This window comes from Halorubrum sp. SP3, assembly GCF_005435195.1.
Lineage (GTDB): Archaea > Halobacteriota > Halobacteria > Halobacteriales > Haloferacaceae > Halorubrum > Halorubrum sodomense.
Genome location: NZ_SGTU01000010.1, coordinates 40,232 through 56,225, shown reverse-complemented (window position 1 = coordinate 56,225; position 15,994 = coordinate 40,232). Strand labels below are relative to the sequence as shown.

15 protein-coding genes, 2 tRNA genes and 1 pseudogene are annotated in these 15,994 nt (G+C 69.6%); 5 read left to right on the top strand and 13 right to left on the bottom strand.

From position 1 onward, the window contains the following. Nucleotides 1-31 precede the first annotated feature (31 nt). The 3 genes from EXE42_RS09320 (at nucleotide 32) to EXE42_RS09310 (ending at nucleotide 3,255) form a co-directional block, all read left to right on the top strand. Entirely contained in the window at nucleotides 32-1,072 is a 1,041-nt protein-coding gene (locus EXE42_RS09320; RefSeq protein ID WP_137706390.1) for a carbohydrate ABC transporter permease, read from the top strand. Next, on the top strand, nucleotides 1,069-2,013 hold the full coding sequence (locus EXE42_RS09315) for a carbohydrate ABC transporter permease (protein ID WP_092919672.1): 945 nt from the start codon (nucleotides 1,069-1,071) through the stop codon (nucleotides 2,011-2,013). The genes EXE42_RS09320 and EXE42_RS09315 overlap by 4 nt, the downstream gene beginning before the upstream one ends. Nucleotides 2,014-2,109: 96 nt before the next feature. Next, nucleotides 2,110-3,255 carry an ABC transporter ATP-binding protein gene (locus EXE42_RS09310; RefSeq protein ID WP_092919670.1) on the top strand — a complete coding sequence of 382 codons (1,146 nt, stop codon included), beginning with the start codon at nucleotides 2,110-2,112 and terminating at the stop codon, nucleotides 3,253-3,255. Nucleotides 3,256-3,305: 50 nt separating this feature from the next. Here the strand turns inward: EXE42_RS09310 and EXE42_RS09305 are convergent, their stop codons facing one another. From EXE42_RS09305 to EXE42_RS09295, 3 genes are all read right to left on the bottom strand, one after another. Next, on the bottom strand, nucleotides 3,306-3,986 hold the full coding sequence (locus tag EXE42_RS09305) for a DUF4013 domain-containing protein (RefSeq protein WP_137706389.1): 681 nt from the start codon (nucleotides 3,984-3,986) through the stop codon (nucleotides 3,306-3,308). 31 nt (nucleotides 3,987-4,017) lie between these two features. Next, complete coding sequence (locus tag EXE42_RS09300) at nucleotides 4,018-4,434, bottom strand: SHOCT domain-containing protein (RefSeq protein WP_092919666.1); 417 nt, start codon at nucleotides 4,432-4,434, stop codon at nucleotides 4,018-4,020. Nucleotides 4,435-4,505: 71 nt separating this feature from the next. Beyond that, nucleotides 4,506-4,985 (bottom strand): DUF192 domain-containing protein, encoded by a 480-nt coding sequence (locus EXE42_RS09295; RefSeq protein ID WP_092919664.1) that lies wholly within the window; start codon nucleotides 4,983-4,985, stop codon nucleotides 4,506-4,508. A 61-nt stretch (nucleotides 4,986-5,046) separates the two neighbouring features. On the opposite strand from EXE42_RS09295, the gene EXE42_RS09290 reads away from it, so the two are divergent. Then, nucleotides 5,047-5,120, top strand: a tRNA-Val gene (locus EXE42_RS09290). Between the two features lie 42 nt (nucleotides 5,121-5,162). Here EXE42_RS09290 and EXE42_RS09285 read toward each other — a convergent pair. From EXE42_RS09285 to EXE42_RS09270, 4 genes are all read right to left on the bottom strand, one after another. Further along, nucleotides 5,163-5,978, bottom strand: coding sequence for an ABC transporter permease (locus tag EXE42_RS09285; RefSeq protein ID WP_137706388.1), 816 nt, complete (start codon nucleotides 5,976-5,978; stop codon nucleotides 5,163-5,165). Beyond that, nucleotides 5,975-6,976, bottom strand: coding sequence for an ABC transporter ATP-binding protein (locus tag EXE42_RS09280; RefSeq protein WP_137706387.1), 1,002 nt, complete (start codon nucleotides 6,974-6,976; stop codon nucleotides 5,975-5,977). The genes EXE42_RS09285 and EXE42_RS09280 overlap by 4 nt, the downstream gene beginning before the upstream one ends. Before the next feature lie 70 nt (nucleotides 6,977-7,046). Continuing rightward, a complete protein-coding gene (ligA, locus tag EXE42_RS09275) occupies nucleotides 7,047-9,227 on the bottom strand; it encodes an NAD-dependent DNA ligase LigA (protein ID WP_137706386.1) in 2,181 nt (726 codons plus the stop codon). A gap of 515 nt (nucleotides 9,228-9,742) precedes the next feature. Beyond that, nucleotides 9,743-10,930, bottom strand: coding sequence for an amidohydrolase family protein (locus EXE42_RS09270; RefSeq protein ID WP_199240745.1), 1,188 nt, complete (start codon nucleotides 10,928-10,930; stop codon nucleotides 9,743-9,745). Nucleotides 10,931-11,038: 108 nt separating this feature from the next. Between EXE42_RS09270 and EXE42_RS09265 the strand changes: the two are divergent. After that, nucleotides 11,039-11,218 (top strand): annotated as a pseudogene (locus tag EXE42_RS09265) (YegP family protein); the annotation flags it as partial. A 42-nt stretch (nucleotides 11,219-11,260) separates the two neighbouring features. On the opposite strand, the gene EXE42_RS20660 reads toward EXE42_RS09265, so the two are convergent. From EXE42_RS20660 to EXE42_RS09235, 6 genes are all read right to left on the bottom strand, one after another. Continuing rightward, the gene (locus EXE42_RS20660) at nucleotides 11,261-11,626 is read right to left on the bottom strand and encodes a glutaredoxin family protein (RefSeq protein ID WP_092919657.1); all 366 of its coding nucleotides are present in this window, start codon (nucleotides 11,624-11,626) and stop codon (nucleotides 11,261-11,263) included. Beyond that, complete coding sequence (locus tag EXE42_RS09255; RefSeq protein WP_092919655.1) at nucleotides 11,623-11,988, bottom strand: CTP synthetase; 366 nt, start codon at nucleotides 11,986-11,988, stop codon at nucleotides 11,623-11,625. Before EXE42_RS09255 ends, EXE42_RS20660 begins: the two co-directional genes overlap by 4 nt. Further along, on the bottom strand, nucleotides 11,988-12,905 hold the full coding sequence (guaA, locus tag EXE42_RS09250; RefSeq protein ID WP_137706385.1) for a glutamine-hydrolyzing GMP synthase: 918 nt from the start codon (nucleotides 12,903-12,905) through the stop codon (nucleotides 11,988-11,990). The genes EXE42_RS09255 and guaA overlap by 1 nt, the downstream gene beginning before the upstream one ends. Then, entirely contained in the window at nucleotides 12,906-14,561 is a 1,656-nt protein-coding gene (locus EXE42_RS09245; RefSeq protein ID WP_137693948.1) for a CTP synthase, read from the bottom strand. 178 nt (nucleotides 14,562-14,739) lie between these two features. Continuing rightward, a tRNA-Leu gene (locus EXE42_RS09240) sits at nucleotides 14,740-14,823 on the bottom strand. A 30-nt stretch (nucleotides 14,824-14,853) separates the two neighbouring features. Then, nucleotides 14,854-15,906 (bottom strand): HAMP domain-containing sensor histidine kinase, encoded by a 1,053-nt coding sequence (locus EXE42_RS09235; RefSeq protein WP_092919649.1) that lies wholly within the window; start codon nucleotides 15,904-15,906, stop codon nucleotides 14,854-14,856. Between the last annotated feature and the right edge of the window lie 88 nt (nucleotides 15,907-15,994).

Below are 15,994 nucleotides of genomic sequence, written 5' to 3'. Positions count from 1 at the left end.
AATCCACGCGATGCTGGATTTTTATCGTCGATTGTACCGGACGATCAGGCCCTCCTCGGGGGACGACGAGGCTAACCCAGACGACGGCGGGGTCCGCGCCGACGGCGGCGTCGTGAGCGACGGCCCCGCGGCCGAACCGCCGGCGGAGCCGGACCGTGACGTGACGACCCGTCTCAAGGCGAGCCTGGATCGGCGCTTCGGAAGCGACTTCATGGAGTCGTCCGTCTTCTGGCTCCCGCCGTTCCTGCTGATGGGGCTGTTCGTCTACGGTGCGGTCATCTGGAACCTGCTGATCTCGCTGACCGACTACCAGCGCTTCGAGAACGCGCCGGACTACTCGGACCTCGACTTCGAGATGTACACCCGGGCGCTCGCGGACTCCGGGTTCATCGACGCCGCGGTCAACACGCTCATCCTGCTGATCGCGTTCACCGCGGGGACGCTCATCGTCGGTCTCGTGTTGGCGATCCTGATAGACAGGGGGATCCGGTTCGAGAACACGTTCCGGACGATCTACCTCCTCCCGATGAGCCTCTCGTTCGTGGTGACGGCCCAGTTCTGGCTGTGGATCTACAACTACAACAACGGGATCGCCAACAACCTCATCGGGACGTTCGGACTCGGCCCGATAAGCTGGCTCGGTAACCAGGACATCGTCCTCTACGCGATCATCTTCGCGTTGATGTGGCAGTTCTCGGGGTACGCGATGGTCGTGTACCTCGCCGGGCTCCGCGCGATTCCGACAGAACACTACGAGGCGGCCAAGGTCGACGGCGCGTCGGCCCTGAAGATGTACTGGCGCGTGATCATTCCCCAGCTGAAGGGCGCGACGATCAGCGCCGCCGTCGTGCTGATGGTGTTCGGGATGAAGGCCTTCGACTTCCTCTACTCGCTTGTCGGGGGGTACCGGCCGCCGAACGGCGCCGACATCCTCGCGACGAAGATGGTGCGTGAGGCGTACGCGAACCTCAACTGGGCGTACGGGTCGGCGATCGCCATCGTCCTGTTCGGGATGGCGCTCAGCGTCATCGGCCCCTATCTCGTGTACGAATACCGGAGGAACAACCTATGAGCGACACGGAACCCAGAACCGACGGGGGTACGATGACGACGACAGCGCGACTGCGGCGGACCCTCGACCAGACGACGGTCGAAGACGCCGGGCTGTACGTCGTCCTGATCTTCGCGGCGGCGTTCTACCTCGTTCCCATCGAGTCCGGGCTGGTGACGTCGTTCAAGACCGGCACCGCGATCATCGAGACGGCGCCGTTCGCTCCGCCGGGGGCGTCCGGGCTCACCTTCGAGAAGTGGCAGGCGGCGATCGACGCCCTGTTGCGCGGCATGGGGAACAGCCTGCTGTACGCCGTGCCCGCGACGGTGATCTCGGCGTTCGTCGGGAGCGTCACCGCGTACGGGCTGACGATCCCGACGTGGAAGCAGTCGTACAAGGCGGTGGTGCTCATGCTCATCATCGCCGGGATCTTCATCCCGTATCAGGCCGTGCTGGTGCCGCTGACCCAGTTCTGGTCGCAGTGGGTCCAGCTCACCCAGACGCTGTCGTTCGTCTGGGCGCTCGGCGTCCCGGACGACTACGCCGGCATCATCGAACTGGTGATCACCCACGTCGCCTACGGGATCCCGATCTGTACGCTCCTGTTCCGGACGTACTACAAGACGATGAGCGACGAGATGATCGAGTCGGCCCGCCTGGACGGGGCGACGCTCCGTCGGGTGTACCGGCGGATCGTCCTCCCGCTGTCGGGACCGATGTTCGCCGTCGTCCTGATCTATCAGTTCACCCAGATCTGGAACGACCTCCTCTTCACGCTGGTGCTCGTCTCGACGGAGTCGAGCCCGGCCGCGCCCGTCGTGTTGATCCTCGCCGGGCTCGGGACCTCGCTTGAGGGACAGGACTTCGCGCTCCGGATGGCCGGGGCGTTCTTCGCGGCGCTGCCGACGCTGGCGGTGTACATCTTCTTCGGCGAGGAGTTCGCCGAGGGGGTGGCGGCGTGACCCGGACGCGCCCCTCGTCCGGCGACGGCGACCACTGGGGAGCAGACGCGACGCGGCGCGCGACCGACCACTCGACACCGACCACAACACAAAGATATGGCAACGCTTGAACTCGACTCGATAACGAAGACGTTTCAGGACGGCGACGAGGAGATCGTCGCGGTCGACGACGTGTCGCTGTCGATCGACGACGGCGAGTTCCTCGTCGTCGTCGGCCCGTCCGGCTGCGGGAAGTCTACCACGCTCCGGATGGTCGCCGGCCTCGAGACGATCACGTCCGGCACGCTCAGCATCGATAACCGCGTCGTCAACGACGTGAAATCGCAGGACAGAGACATCGCGATGGTGTTCCAGTCGTACGCGCTCTACCCGCATATGAGCGTCCGGCAGAACATGTCGTTCGGACTCGAGGAGTCGACGGACCTCCCCGACGACGAGATCAACCGGATGGTCTCGGAGACCGGCGAGATGCTCGGCATTTCGAACCTACTCGACCGGAAGCCGAGCGACCTCTCGGGCGGCCAACAGCAGCGCGTCGCCCTCGGCCGCGCCATCGTGCGCGACCCCGAGGTGTTCCTGATGGACGAGCCGCTCAGCAACCTCGACGCGAAGCTCCGCGCGGAGATGCGTACCGAGCTCCAGCGGCTCCAGAACGACCTCGGCGTGACGACCGTGTACGTCACCCACGACCAGACCGAGGCGATGACGATGGGCGATCGGATCGCCATCCTCGACGGCGGCGAGCTCCAGCAGGTCGCGACGCCGCTGGAGTGTTACCACGAGCCGACAAACCAGTTCGTCGCGAGCTTCCTCGGCGAGCCGTCGATGAACTTCTTCGACGTGACGCTCGAGGGAGATCGGCTCGTCGGCGAGGTATTCGAGTATTCGATCGACGAGTCGGTTCAGTCGGACCTCGGCGGCGTGACCGACCTCAGGCTCGGGATCCGCCCCGAGGCGGTCGAGCTCGTCGACGAGGGAGGCGAGCACGCGTTCGAGACGACCGTCGACGTCGTCGAGCCGATGGGCGACGAGAACACGGTGTACCTCCACTTCGATCCCGACGCGGACCCGGAGACCGCGGCGACGCTCGTCGCGACCATCGACGGGTTCAACCGCGTTAGCGAGGGCGACACGGTGACCGCGCGGGTCCCGGAGGACGCGATCCACGTCTTCGACCGCGCCACGGGAGAAGCGCTCCACAACCGGTCGATGGAGGACGCGGCCGCGCAGATCGACCTCTGACTCGGCGCGGGTCGTCGCCGCCGTTTCGATGCTCGCGCTCGCTCCGGCGCTCACCAGTACTTCGTCCGACCGACGCCCTCGGCGAGCAGCGCCGCGGCGGCGACGTGGGCGTACGCGGTCCACGCGAGGACGAGGAGCGCGGCGACGCTCCGCTCGGCCGTCGCCGCCAGCGCGGTCCACGCGACGACGACGAGGACGGTCGCGCCGACCCACGCGAGGAAGTACGAACTCGAGGCCGTCCCGCGGATCGCGTCCCGATCGAGGCCGGCACGAAGCCCGTTCCGCACGCTCACCGCGGCCGCGGAGGGGAAGAGGTACGCGCAGACGACCGTGACGAGCAGCGCGACGGTCGCGAGCGTCGCGATCGTCACGCCGCTCAGCGCGCTCGGGACCGTCCCCCGCGCGACGAGGTAGCTGACGGCGGCGACGGTGACAGCCGCCGGAGAGAGGTAGACGGCGCCGACGCCGAGCAGGCGCCCGCCGAGCCGAGCCGTCGCGGCCGTCGCGACCGGTCGGAACCCCTCTCCCGCGAGCACGCCGCCGACGAGTCCGAGGAACGCGACGAGGGGACCGACGGCGAGCAGGAGCGGGACCAGCAGCGCCCAGTCGGGCCAGAGCCCCGCCGCCGTCCGGAGCAGCGCGCCGCCGAGCAGCAGCGCCGCGAGACACTTCGCGGTGCCGTCGAGCCGCGTTCGGTCCGCGAACGGGTACCGGAGGGCCTCGACGAACATCAGTCGCCCCCCGACGGAAGCCGTCGAGCGGTCATTCGCGGAGCCGCTCCATCTCGGTTCGAATCCCCTTGCGGACGCGGTCTGTAACGTCGCCGTCGGGCGGATCGGTCACCGTCTCGGCGTCCTCGGTCTCCAGGAGGCGGTCGAGCTTACGCTCGAACTCGCGTTCGTCGATATCGCCGCGCGCGTAGCGCTCTCGGAGGGCGTCGAGCGCGGGGTCGTCGGATGCCGCTCGGGAGCCGTCCGTCCCGTCGTCCGGAAGTGGCTTCGTCAGCGTGTGGAGGACGGGTAGCACGATGAAGAGGCCGAAGAACCACACGAGCGGGAGGAGCCACCAGAGGCCGGTGAGGAGGGGGGCAGCGACGCCGGCGCCGACGACGCAGAGCGCGAACACCCGCCGCCAGCGGTGGCGGAGGTTCCACGCGATCCGGCGGGGAAGTCCGGTCATGGTCGTGGCGACGACTGCGAGCGGGAAAGCGGTTTCGTCGGCGGGCCGGCGGCGGCCCGCGGCGGTCGGGCTCACGACCGGTCGATCACCAGCCTGTCGCCCGGCTCGACGCCGTGGCGCTCGCTCCATCCGCGCGGGACTTCGAGGACGTACCGGCCGGTGCCCTCGTAGCGAGTGAGCGGTCGCGACTCCGGCGCCGCCTCGTGGATCGTCGTGACGGTCCCGTTGGCATCGGCGAAGACGATGTCGAGCGGGAACGCCATGTCGCGCATCACGTAGGCGCGCTCCGCGGCGTCGGCGTGGACGAACAACATCCCTTCGCCAGCGTCGAGATCGTCGGTCGCGGAGAGGCCGACGTACCGTTTCACGAACCCGTCCGCGACCCGGGCCTCGACGGTCGCGAGCGTCTCGCCCGTCTCGCCGTCGACGGCCTCGACCGTGGCGGTGTCGTAGCCGGTGATCAGGAGGGTCGGGTTCGCGGCGGCGGCGCCGAGTCCGGCGACGGCGATCAGCGCGAGCGCGGCCGCGACACCGACGAGGCGGCGGTTCACGGTCGGGATTCGCGTCGCGGAAGGAAATCGTTTTCCGCTCTCGGCGGGTTCAAACGGGTGAGGGCTCGTGGTCTAGCTGGTTATGACGCGGCCTTTACAAGGCTGAGATCGGCGGTTCGAACCCGCCCGAGCCCATTTCTGGGACGAACGAAGCGGGTCAGGAGCCCGCACTACCGCTCACAGATCGTCGGCCTCAAACTTCCAGAGGCCGGCCAGCGTGGGTGCGAGAGTCCAGAAAACCATCATCGCTGCCGCAGATATCTGGATCCGCCGCTGAGTGCCCGTGATCTCACCAGACTGAAGCAGGATGTCGGTGATGACTCCGAACGCACCGGAGGGTCGCCCGACTCTGAGCAGCGTGTACAGCTCCTGTCCGGTGATGGGAAGCCACGATGGGTCCGCGGCGGTCAGCCAGAGTGACAGCGGGAGTTCCGCGACAGACCAGACTGGGATGAACAGCACGTATATCGCGAGTCCACCGATGAGGGCGCGCGTCTGCGTCGACACCGCCGCAGAGAACCCGACGGCGATTCCGATGAATGAGCTTCCGAGCAGACAGGCGAAGAAGACGTATGCTGCGAATTTCACCAGATCAAGCTCAAGCGGGCCGACCGCAAGCAGGAGAGCAGGAAAGACAAACGCGGAGATAACGGACAAAGAGAAGGCGATCGATCGACCGGCGAGCTTCCCAAGAACCACGTCAGTCCGGGAATTCGGTAAAGAGAGCAGAAGCTTGATCGACCCCGACTCGCGTTCGCCGCTGATCGCGTTGTAGCTGATGACTAATGCGGTGAGCGGCAGGAGAGTTCCGACCATGAACCCGATGAGCCGGACATTTAGGAACGCATTCGATGAAACCGTTTCGCCGGTCGGTGGTCGCACCTGATACGCGACGAAAGAGACGAGACCGAGGAACAACAGAGTCAATCCGAGTAGCCACCGGGACCGGACCGCGTCGCGGAGGTCTTTTTTTGCGATTGCGAGCACGCTCATTGGTCGCTCACCTCCTCGTTTTCGACGTCGTCTCCCGGTAGATCCCCTGAGGGCGGAGTCGATATCTGTTCATCTTTGGCGCGTTCACTCGCCGCGTCCCCCTCCGTGTACGCCAGGAAGAGGTCCTCGAGCGAGGCCTCGCGGGTATGGAAGTCGTCGACCGCGACGCCGGCGTCCTCCAGGGCGGCGATGACGTCGGTCTTTGCGTCGCTCGCGCAGTTCACCACCAGTTCGTCGCCGTCGCGGGAGACGCCGGAGACGCCGGCGAGCGCGCGGACCGCCGCCACCGCGTCGTCGTCGGCACCCGCGGCCGCGACCTCTAAGGTCTCCTCGCCGCCGACGGCCTCGCGGAGGCCTTCAACGGAGTCCTCGGCGACGAGTTCGCCGTCGCGGAGGATGCCGACGCGGTCGCAGACGGCGTCGACCTGTTCGAGGATGTGCGAGGAGAAGAAGACGGTGGCGCCGCGGTCGGCCTCCGCGCGGACGATCTCGCGCATCTCCTTGGCGCCGGCCGGGTCGAGGCCGGAGGAGGGCTCGTCGAGGATCAGCAGGTCTGGGTCGCCGACGAGCGCCATCGCCAGCGCGAGTCGCTGGCGCATCCCCTTCGAGTACTCGCCGGCGGCGCGGTCCGCGGCGCCGGCGAGGCCGACGCGGTCGAGCAGGGCGTCCGGGTCGTCGTCGGCCGCTTTCGACTCGACGGCGAACTCGACGTGTTTCCGCCCGGAGAGCCGGTCGTACACCGAGAAGCCGTCGGGTAGCACGCCGGTCCGCCGTCGGATATCGACCCCGTCGGTCGCGACGTCGGCGCCGAGGACGCGGACCGCCCCGGCGGTCGGGCGGACGAGATCGAGGAGCACGTCGATCGTCGTCGACTTGCCCGCACCGTTCGGGCCGAGGAACCCGTACACCTCGCCGTCTTCGACGGTGAGATCGAGGTCGCGAACGGCCGTGACGTCGGCGAACTCCTTGGTCACGCCCCGCAGTTCGATAGCGGTCATACCACTCGGTTCCGGCGTCACCTGATAAAGGATTGCGGGTCGGAGCGAGCGTCGCCCGCGCGTCGCGGCGCTACTCGCCCCCCTCCGGCGGCCACGCCACGCCGCGCTCCGCGAGCAGGTCGGCGAGCCCGTCCTCGTCGACGACCGGCACGTCCTCGGCGGCCGCGTCGTCGCGCTTCGATCGCCCTGGGTCCTCGCCGGCGACGAGGTAGTCGGTGTTCCCGGAGACGCTCGACGTGGCGTTCGCGCCGTGCGCCTCGACGTGGGCCTGTGCGTCGCCGCGGGTCACCGACAGCGATCCGGTGAACACGAAGGTGAGGCCGTCGAGCGCGTCGGTCGGTCCGTCGGGCGCGTCGGTCTCGAACGGCTCGGGGTCGACGCCGCGCTCGCGGAGCCCCTCGATGGCGGCGCGATTCTCCTCGGTGTCGAGGAACGTCCGGATCGATTCCGCCACCTCGGGGCCCACGTCGTCGACCTCGCGGAGGGCCGCCTCGTCGGCGTCGAGGAGGGCGTCGAGCGTCCCGAAGTGCGCGGCGAGCGCCCGGGCGGTCGTCGCGCCCACGTCGGGGATCCCCAGCCCGGTGAGGAAGTCGTCGAGCGACGGGTTCCGGGTCGCGTCGAGCTCCGCGACCAGGTTCTCGGCGCTCGTCTCGCCCCACCCATCCAGCGCGGCGAGGTCGTCGACGGTCAGGTCGTACAGGTCCGGCAGCGACTCGACGAGGCCGGCCTCACGGAGCTGTTCGACCCGCTCCGGCCCGAGCCCCTCGACGTCGAGCGCGTCGCGGCGCGCCCAGTGTTCGACCGCGCGCTCTAACTGCGCGGAACAGCCGAGCCCCCCGGTACAGAACGCGAGCGGGCCGTCGCGCTCGATCTCGGCGCCGCAGACGGGACAGGCGTCGGGGAACTGGTAGGCTCCCTCGCTGCGCTTCTCGACGACCTCCGGGACGTACGGGATCACGTCGCCCGCGCGGTAGATCCGGACGCGGTCACCGACGTTGACGCCGAGCGCCTCGATCTCGGCGGGGTTGTGGAGCGTCGCCCGCGAGACGGTGACGCCGCCGACGTCGACGGGATCGAGCTCCGCGACGGGCGTGAGCCGCCCGGTGCGGCCGACCTGGACCGTGACCCCCTCGACGGTCGTCGTCGCGGTCCGCGGGGGGAACTTGTGGGCGAACGCCCAGCGCGGGGCGCGCGACGTGGCGCCGAGCGCCTCGCGGTGCGCGAGGGCGTCGACCTTGATCACGACGCCGTCGACCGCGTAGTTCAGGTCGTCGCGGGCGGTCAGTATCTCGTCGCGGTACTCGATCGCGGCCTCGACGTCGTCGACGGTCTTTACCCGGTCGTTCCGGCGGAGCCCGAGCGACTCGAACGCGTCGAGCGCGTCGCGGTGGCGCGGGGGGCGCTCCGGGCCCCCGTCGCCGGCCTCCCACGCGAGCACGTCGAAAAAGAAGACGTCGAGGGGGCGCTCGGCGACGACCGACGGGTCCAGTTGGCGGAGCGTGCCGGCCGCGGCGTTGCGCGGGTTCGCGAACGGCTCCTCGCCCCGCTCGATCAGCTCGTCGTTGTACGCCTCGAAGGCGTCTCTGGGCATGTAGGCCTCCCCGCGAACGGCGAGGCGCTCGGGGTGGTCGTCGCCGCGCAGGCGGCCGGGCACCGAGCCGATCGTCCGGACCTGCTCGGTGACGTCGTCGCCCTCGCGGCCGTCGCCGCGGGTGGCCGCGCGGACGTACGCGCCGTCCTCGTATATCACCTCGATCGAGAGGCCGTCGAACTTCGGCTCGCAGACGTACGCGAGGTCGTCGGGGTCGAACCCGGGGAGGTCGCCGGACCGGGCCGCGTCGGCCAGCCCCTCGCGGACGCGCTCGTCGAACTCGCGGACCGCCGCGGCGTCGGTGTCGTTGTCGATCGAGCGCATCGGCGCGACGTGTTCGACCGTCTCCAGCGCGTCGAGCGGCTCGCCGCCGACCTGCCGCGTCGGGGAGTTCTCGGTCGGCAGGTCGAACGCGTCTTCGAGGTCCCGAAGCCGGGCGAACAGCCGGTCGTACGCCTCGTCGGAGATGAGGGGATCGGCCTCGACGTAGTACCGGTGGTCGTGCTCGCGGACGGCCGCCCGGAGCAGTTCGGCCTGCTCGGCGGCCTCGGTCTCTGCGAGGTCGTCGACCGGGTCGAAGTCGGTCGGCGGGTCCTCGATGTACGGGTTCTCGTCCGGGTCCGCGTGCCGGGCCGACGACCCGGATTGCGCGCTCGTCATCGACCGACCCTTGCGTCGGCTCGGGTTAAAAGCGACCGTTCGACCCGCTTCGCGGTCGGGTGCGCAGATCGGCGGCGCCGAGACAATTTTTAAATGAACGCGCGGTGCGGTCGGCGCGTGCCTCCGAGTGGCCGCCGAAGGCGGCCGCGAGGAGCACGCGCGAGGGACGCCGCGAACGCCCGTAGGGCGTGAGCGGCGAGGCTGGGGAGGCGTGAGGCGCTGTGCGGTGCCGTGCGGGGCGGGACTCAAAGGGGCAGTCGCGAGGGCGTCGCAGGCGACGCAAGCACCGCAATGAGGGAGCGAACGGAGTGAGCGACCGAGTGAGGAGCACAGCGAGCGTGCGACGCCCTCGCGACTGGGGCTTTGGCGGTGTTCGCCGTCGATCTATTGTCGGTTATTTATAAACGAGCGACTGGAATTTTCGAAGCGTTCTCCGTAGAATCGCCGTTCTTTTATAAATCCCCGACTGCGACGCTGCTCGGCTATTTATAAGGCCCGCAGCCGAACCGGATTCCCTATTCGACGCGCTCGCCGCGCGCGAACACCGCGTCGGGCTCCCGCCACGCCTCGACGTCTTCGTTCGGGTCGGCGTTGAGAAGGACCAGATCCGCCGCGTACCCCTCCTCGACGCGCCCCACGTCGTCGAGTCCGAGCAGGTCGGCGGCGTTGACGGTGGCGGCCTCCAGCGCCCGCTCCGGCGAGAGCCCGTACTCGACCATGTGCGCCATCTCCCCGGGGATCTCCTCGAAGAAGTTGAACGGGGTGCCCGCGTCGGTGCCCATCGCGATCGGGACGCCGGCCTCCAGCGCGTGGTCCCACGCGTCGTCGAAGCGGTCCGCGGCGTCCTCGGCCTTCGCGACGGCGTCCTCGGGGATGCCGGCCTCGACGCCGTTGTCGACGATGCCGCGGAGCGCGCTCGCGGTCGGCACCCAGTAGGTGCCGCGCTCGGCCATCATCTCGGCGGCCTCGCGGTCCATGAACGTCCCGTGTTCGACGCTGGAGATACCGGCCTCGACGGCGTTCTTGATTCCCTCCTCGCCGTGGGCGTGAGCCGCGGTGGGCGTGTCGGTCGGGGCGGCCGCGTCGGTGAACGCGGCCAGCTCCTCGGGATTGAGCTCGGGGGCGCCCGTCACCGCGCCCTCGGTGAGGACGCCGCCGGTGGCCATACACTTGAGCACGTCCGCGCCCGCCTTCAGCTGCTCGCGCGCCGCCTTCCGCACCTCCGCGGGGCCGTCGGCCTCGCGGCCGAACCAGTTGCCGTGGCCGCCGGTCATGATCACGTTGCGGCCGCAGGCGAGCACTCGCGGGCCGTCGATGTCGCCGGCGGCGACCGCCTCGCCCGCGTCGAGCGCGAGCGTCCCCCGGCTCCCGAGGTCGCGGACGGTCGTGACGCCGGCCGAGACGGCCGATTTGAGGTTGCTCGCGGCCCGATAGCTCGCGGTGTAGTCGCTGTCGGATACCGCGGTCGAGACGTCCGGCCGTCCGTCCATCATCACGTGGACGTGCGCGTCGATCAGCCCGGGGGCGACGACCTGCCCGTCGGCGTCGACCTCGGTCGGCTCCCCATCGTCGCCGAGGGCCGCCAGCGCGTCGTCGACCGCCCCCGGCTCGCCGACCGCGACGACCTCGCCGTCCGCGACCGCCACGTCGGCCTCGCGGGTCCCCGCGGCGTCCGCCACGCGACCGCCTCGCAGTACATACATACGACTACGAGGGAGCGTCCGCGTGGTAAACGCTCGGGTCGCGGTAGTCGGGCGGCGGACGGCGGGGACCGCGACGTCCGCCACGACTGTATGAACTACCTCCGGATCGATCCCGCGGCGTTCGAGGTGTACCGCGACGCCGCCGCGGAGTGGCGCTGGCGGCTCCGCCACCGCAACGGCAACGTCCTCGCCGACTCCGGCGAGGGGTACGCCTCCCGGTCGAACGCCGTTGAGGCCGTGACCCGCGTGAAGGCGAACGCGCCCGGCGCGGAGACGGTCGAGCAGTAGTCCGCGCCGCCGAACTCCCGTCCGCGGCGCGCTTTTTCGGACTCAGGTCGCCGCTAAGAGCTTCAGCCGCAGGTCGCGCTCCTCGATCTCGTACTTGAACGCCGGGTTCCCGTCGACGAGGACGTACGGGACGCGCTCGCCGTACTCGTCGGCGAGCTCGGGGTCGGTGTCCACGTCGACCACGTCGAGGGCGACCCGCACGCCGTCGAGGTCGGCCGCGACCGACTCGATCGTCTCGCGGGCGACGACGCACAGCGAGCAGTCCTCGCGGGTGTAGAGGGTGAGAGGGACCGTCGCGGGGGCGTCTTCCCCGCCGTCGGCGGTGAGGTCGTCCTCGGCCGCGTCCGCGTCGTCGGCCGGGTCGTCCTCGGCCGCGTCCGCGTCGGCGGTCGAATCGTCCCCGGTCACGGCTCGGTCTCGGCGTCGTTCGGTTCCGCGTCGCCGGTCAGTTCCTCGGCGACCGTCGCGGCGTCCAGCAGCGCGGGGTCGACCGCGAGGTCCGCGACGGTCGCGACGAACTCCGGCAGCGATCGGGTCGCGTACGTCACGATCCGAACGTCGGAGTTCAGCTCCTTGGCGATCGGGATCCCGGTCGCCTCCTCCACGTCGGTGAGGACGAACAGGCCGGCGCCGCCGATCCCCGCGTCCTCGAGTTTCGCCGCCGTGACGAGCCCGTCGACGCGAGCGACCTCGACGCCCAGCGCCGCCAGTTCCTCGCCGAGGCCGCGCTCGTCCGGGCCGGCGACGACCGCGAGTAGCCGGTCCGCCATCACTCGTACTCGATCGTCGCGGGCGGTTTGTGGGTCACGTCGTAGACGACCCGCGCCACGTCCTCGTTCTCGCCGGTGATCCGGCTCTGGATCCGCTGGAGCGTGTTCCAGTCGAGCTCCTGCGCGCGGGCGGTCATCCCGTCGCGGCTCTCGACGGAGCGCACGGCGACCACCCAGCCGTGGACGCGGTTGTCGCCCTTGACGCCCGTCGCCTTCCCGAGGACCGCGGCGAACGCCTGCCACGGGTCGTACTCCTCGAGCTCCGCCTCGACGACGTGTGTCGCCTCGCGGGCGACCGCGGCCTTCTCGGGCGTCACCTCGCCGACGATCCGGACGGCGAGCCCGGGCCCGGGGAACGGCATGCGCTCGGAGATGATCTCCTCGAGGCCGAGCGCGCGGGCGACCTCGCGCACCTCGTCCTTGTAGAGGTCTCGCACGGGCTCGACGATCCCCTCGAAGTCGACGACCTCGGGGAGCCCGCCGACGTTGTGGTGCGACTTGATGTTCCCCTCCGACTCGATGCGGTCGGGGTAGATCGTCCCCTGAACGAGGTAGTCGGCGTCGACGTCGCGCGCGACGGTCTCGAACTCGTCGATGAACCCCTCGCCGATGACGTGGCGCTTCTCCTCCGGGTCGGTGACGCCTTCGAGGCGGTCGAAGAACCGGTCCTGGGCTTCGATCACCCGCAGCGATTCCATGAACTCGAACGTGTCGCGGATCTCGTCGGTCTCCCCCTTCCGCATCAGCCCCGTGTCGACGTAGACGGGGGTGAGCTGGTCGCCGACCGCCTCGTACGCGAGCGTCGCCGCGACCGAGGAGTCGACCCCGCCCGAGAGGGCGATCACGGCGTTCGCGTCGCCGATCGCCTCCCGGATCTCCGCTTTCGCCTCCGCGATGAACTCGTCCGTCTCGACCATCTATAGCCTCACGTCCGCGTTCCGCTCGGTTGTGTCCGTCGATCCCAGCGCCGCCTCGACGAGGGCGACGAACGGCGGGCTCGCGCGGTCCGGCCGCGACCGGAACTCGGGGTGCGCCTGCGTCCCGAAAAAGAACGGGTGGTCCGGGCGTTCGAGGATCTCCATCCGGTTGTCGGCGCGCCCGGAGAAGACGAGGCCGTCCGCCTCTAAGGCGTCGATGTACTCGGGGTTCACCTCGTAGCGGTGGCGGTGGCGCTCGGTGCAGGCGTCGGCGCCGTACACCTCGGCCGCGAGCGTGTCGGGTTCGATGGCGGTCTCGTGGGCGCCGAGCCGCATCGTCCCTCCCATGTCTTCCGTCTCGTACTGGTCGGGGAGCAGGTCGATGACGGGGTGGGACGTGTCGGGGTCGATCTCCGCGGAGTGGGCGCCGGTCAGCCCGAGGACGTTGCGCGCGTGCTCGACGACCGCCATCTGGAAGCCCAAGCAGAGCCCGAGGAACGGCACGTCGTTCTCCCGGGCGTAGCGGACCGCCTCGATCTTCCCGTCCGTCCCGCGGGAGCCGAAGCCGCCGGGGACGACGACGGCGTCGGCCTCCGCGAGCCGCTGCTCGTGTTCCGCCCGCGTCTCGTCGGCGTCGACCCACAGCACGTTCACCTCCGTGCCGGTCTGGATGCCGGCGTGTTTCAGCGCCTCGTGGATCGACATGTACGCGTCTTCGAGGGCGTACTTGCCGACGAGCGCCACGTCGATCTCCTCCTCGCGGTCGCGCGTGACCAGGTCGCGCCACTCCGTCGAGCGCTCGCCCTCCGGGAGCGCCTCGTCGACGAGGTCGAGGCGCTCCATCACGTACTCGTCTAACCCCTCGTCTTCGACCATCAGCGGGACGTGGTAGATGTCCTCCACGTCGGGATTCGAGAAGACGGCCTCGGTGGGTACGTCGCAGAACAGGGCGATCTTCTCTCTCGTCTCCGGCTCCAACCGATCCTCGGACCGTCCGACGAGGACGTCCGGTTGGAGCCCGATCGAACGCAGCTCCTTCACGGAGTGCTGGGTCGGCTTCGTCTTCTGCTCGCCGTTCTTCGAGTAGGGGACCAGGGTGACGTGCGTGAAGAGGATGTCCTCGTCGTCCTCCTCGTGGGCGAACTGGCGGAGGGCCTCGAGGAACGGCATCGACTCGATGTCGCCGACGGTCCCGCCGATCTCGACGAGACAGACGTCCGAGCCCTCGGCTGCCTCCCGGATCCGGCGCTTGATGTCGTCGGTGACGTGCGGGATGATCTGGACGGTCTTGCCGAGGTAGTCGCCGGCGCGCTCGCGCTCGATGACGTGCTGGTACGTCTTCCCCGTGGTGACGTTGTGGTCGAACGTCATGTCGGTGCCGAGGAAGCGCTCGTAGTTGCCCAAGTCGAGGTCGACCTCGCCGCCGTCCTTGAGGACGTACACCTCGCCGTGCTCGTACGGGTTCATCGTCCCGGCGTCGACGTTGAGGTACGGGTCCACCTTCACGGCGGTGACGTCGAAGCCCGCGTTGGCGAGGAGGCGCCCGGTGCTGGCGGCGGTGATGCCCTTGCCCAGCCCGGACATCACCCCGCCCGTGACGAACACGAACTTCCGACCCAGCGAGGGGTCGTACCCCGTGTCGGGATCTGCTGGCATATCGACCGTCCGGCAGGCCGGGGCAAAACCGTTTCGGACCCTCCGTTTCGGATGGACGTTCGTGTCGTTTCGCGACGACTGAGACGAATAGCCGTCGCTGGTCGCGTTCGAGTGAATTTTCGCGAGGGAAGAGCGCTCCGAGAGCGTCTTCCGCATGTACGCGCTGTGGGCGCGCTCATGCGAGGGGAGGGATTTGAACCCACGGACCTCTACAGGAGCGGAGCTTGAATCCGCCGCCGTTTCCGGGCTTGGCTACCCTCGCACGCGGACTGGCGTTGGCTCGGGCCCCCCTTTATTTCGTCGGTTCCGCGCCGACCAGCGTCGCGCGGAACCCGCCCGACGCGGACTCGTCGACGTCGAGCGTCCAGCCGTGCGCGGCCGCGACGCGCTCGACGATGGCGAGGCCGATCCCGGTGCCGCCCCCGGGCGAGACGCCGAAGTCGGTCAGTGCCGCGCGATCCCGCTCGTCGGCCGGCAGCCCCGGACCGTCGTCGGCCACGTACACCCCGCGGTCGTCGATCCCGACCCGGACCGTGACGTCGTCGTCGCCGTGCTCGAAGGCGTTGCCGATGAGGTTCCCGACGGCGCGTCGGAGCAGCGTCGGGTCGCCGGCCACCGGTCCGGGGTCGTCGACGACGAGGTCGGCGTCGGCCGGCTGGTCGCCGGGGTCGCCCGACTCCAGGCAGTCCGCCGCGAGCTCCGCGAGGTCGACCGCGGCGTCCGCGGTTTCCACCTCGTCCGGGTCGCGGGCCATCACCAGCGCCTCGTCGATCATCGACTCGATCCGGCCGAACGCGCCCTCGGCGGCGGCCAACCGCTCGGTGTCGCCGGTCTCGCGCGCGAGGTCGACGTAGCCGCGGGCGACCGACAGGGGGTTCCGGAGGTCGTGCGAGAGGAAGCCGGCGAGGCGTTCGAGCCGCTCGTTGAGCCGTTTCAGCTCGCGCTCGCGTTGGACCCGGTCGGTGACGTCGCGGATGACCCCGACCGCGCCGACGACGGATCCGTCCCGCTCGATTGGGGTCAGCCGCGTCTCGGTGGTGATCTCGCGGCCGTCCGCGAGCGTCGTCGTGAGCTGGACGCGCTCGTCGTCGGCCTCGCCGTCGAGGACGCGGTCGGCCGCCGCCCGGTAGCGGTCGCCCGTCTCGGCGCTCCAGTACCCCTTCTCGACGAGCCGCTCCGGGTGTTTCGCGTGGAGGACGGCCTGGTCGAACCCGGTCACCTCGCGGAGGCGGTCGTTGACGAACACGCGGTTCCGGTCGGCGTCGAGGACGTACGCGCCGTCGCCGAGGGCGTTCACGATCGACTCGGCGTGGTCGATCGGGCTCGACTCCGGCGAGGAGTTCATACGATCGGTACGGGCCGGACGGTCAAGTGTCTCTCGGGTGGCGGCAGGCGTAGCGGTCGAGGCGAGTACCCCTCTGCCCGCGCGGGTC

Excerpts from the sequence above, each read along its gene's own strand:
- EXE42_RS09270 (WP_199240745.1), bottom strand. The coding sequence starts at position 10,930 with ATGTATGTACTGCGAGGCGGTCGCGTGGCGGACGCCGCGGGGACCCGC.
- EXE42_RS09315 (WP_092919672.1), top strand. The coding sequence starts at position 1,069 with ATGAGCGACACGGAACCCAGAACCGACGGGGGTACGATGACGACGACA.
- ligA (WP_137706386.1), bottom strand. The coding sequence starts at position 9,227 with ATGACGAGCGCGCAATCCGGGTCGTCGGCCCGGCACGCGGACCCGGAC.
- EXE42_RS09255 (WP_092919655.1), bottom strand. The coding sequence starts at position 11,988 with ATGGCGGACCGGCTACTCGCGGTCGTCGCCGGCCCGGACGAGCGCGGC.
- EXE42_RS09300 (WP_092919666.1), bottom strand. The coding sequence starts at position 4,434 with ATGACCGGACTTCCCCGCCGGATCGCGTGGAACCTCCGCCACCGCTGG.
- EXE42_RS09280 (WP_137706387.1), bottom strand. The coding sequence starts at position 6,976 with ATGACCGCTATCGAACTGCGGGGCGTGACCAAGGAGTTCGCCGACGTC.
- EXE42_RS09310 (WP_092919670.1), top strand. The coding sequence starts at position 2,110 with ATGGCAACGCTTGAACTCGACTCGATAACGAAGACGTTTCAGGACGGC.
- EXE42_RS09235 (WP_092919649.1), bottom strand. The coding sequence starts at position 15,906 with ATGAACTCCTCGCCGGAGTCGAGCCCGATCGACCACGCCGAGTCGATC.
- EXE42_RS09305 (WP_137706389.1), bottom strand. The coding sequence starts at position 3,986 with ATGTTCGTCGAGGCCCTCCGGTACCCGTTCGCGGACCGAACGCGGCTC.
- guaA (WP_137706385.1), bottom strand. The coding sequence starts at position 12,905 with ATGGTCGAGACGGACGAGTTCATCGCGGAGGCGAAAGCGGAGATCCGG.
- EXE42_RS09245 (WP_137693948.1), bottom strand. The coding sequence starts at position 14,561 with ATGCCAGCAGATCCCGACACGGGGTACGACCCCTCGCTGGGTCGGAAG.
- EXE42_RS09285 (WP_137706388.1), bottom strand. The coding sequence starts at position 5,978 with ATGAGCGTGCTCGCAATCGCAAAAAAAGACCTCCGCGACGCGGTCCGG.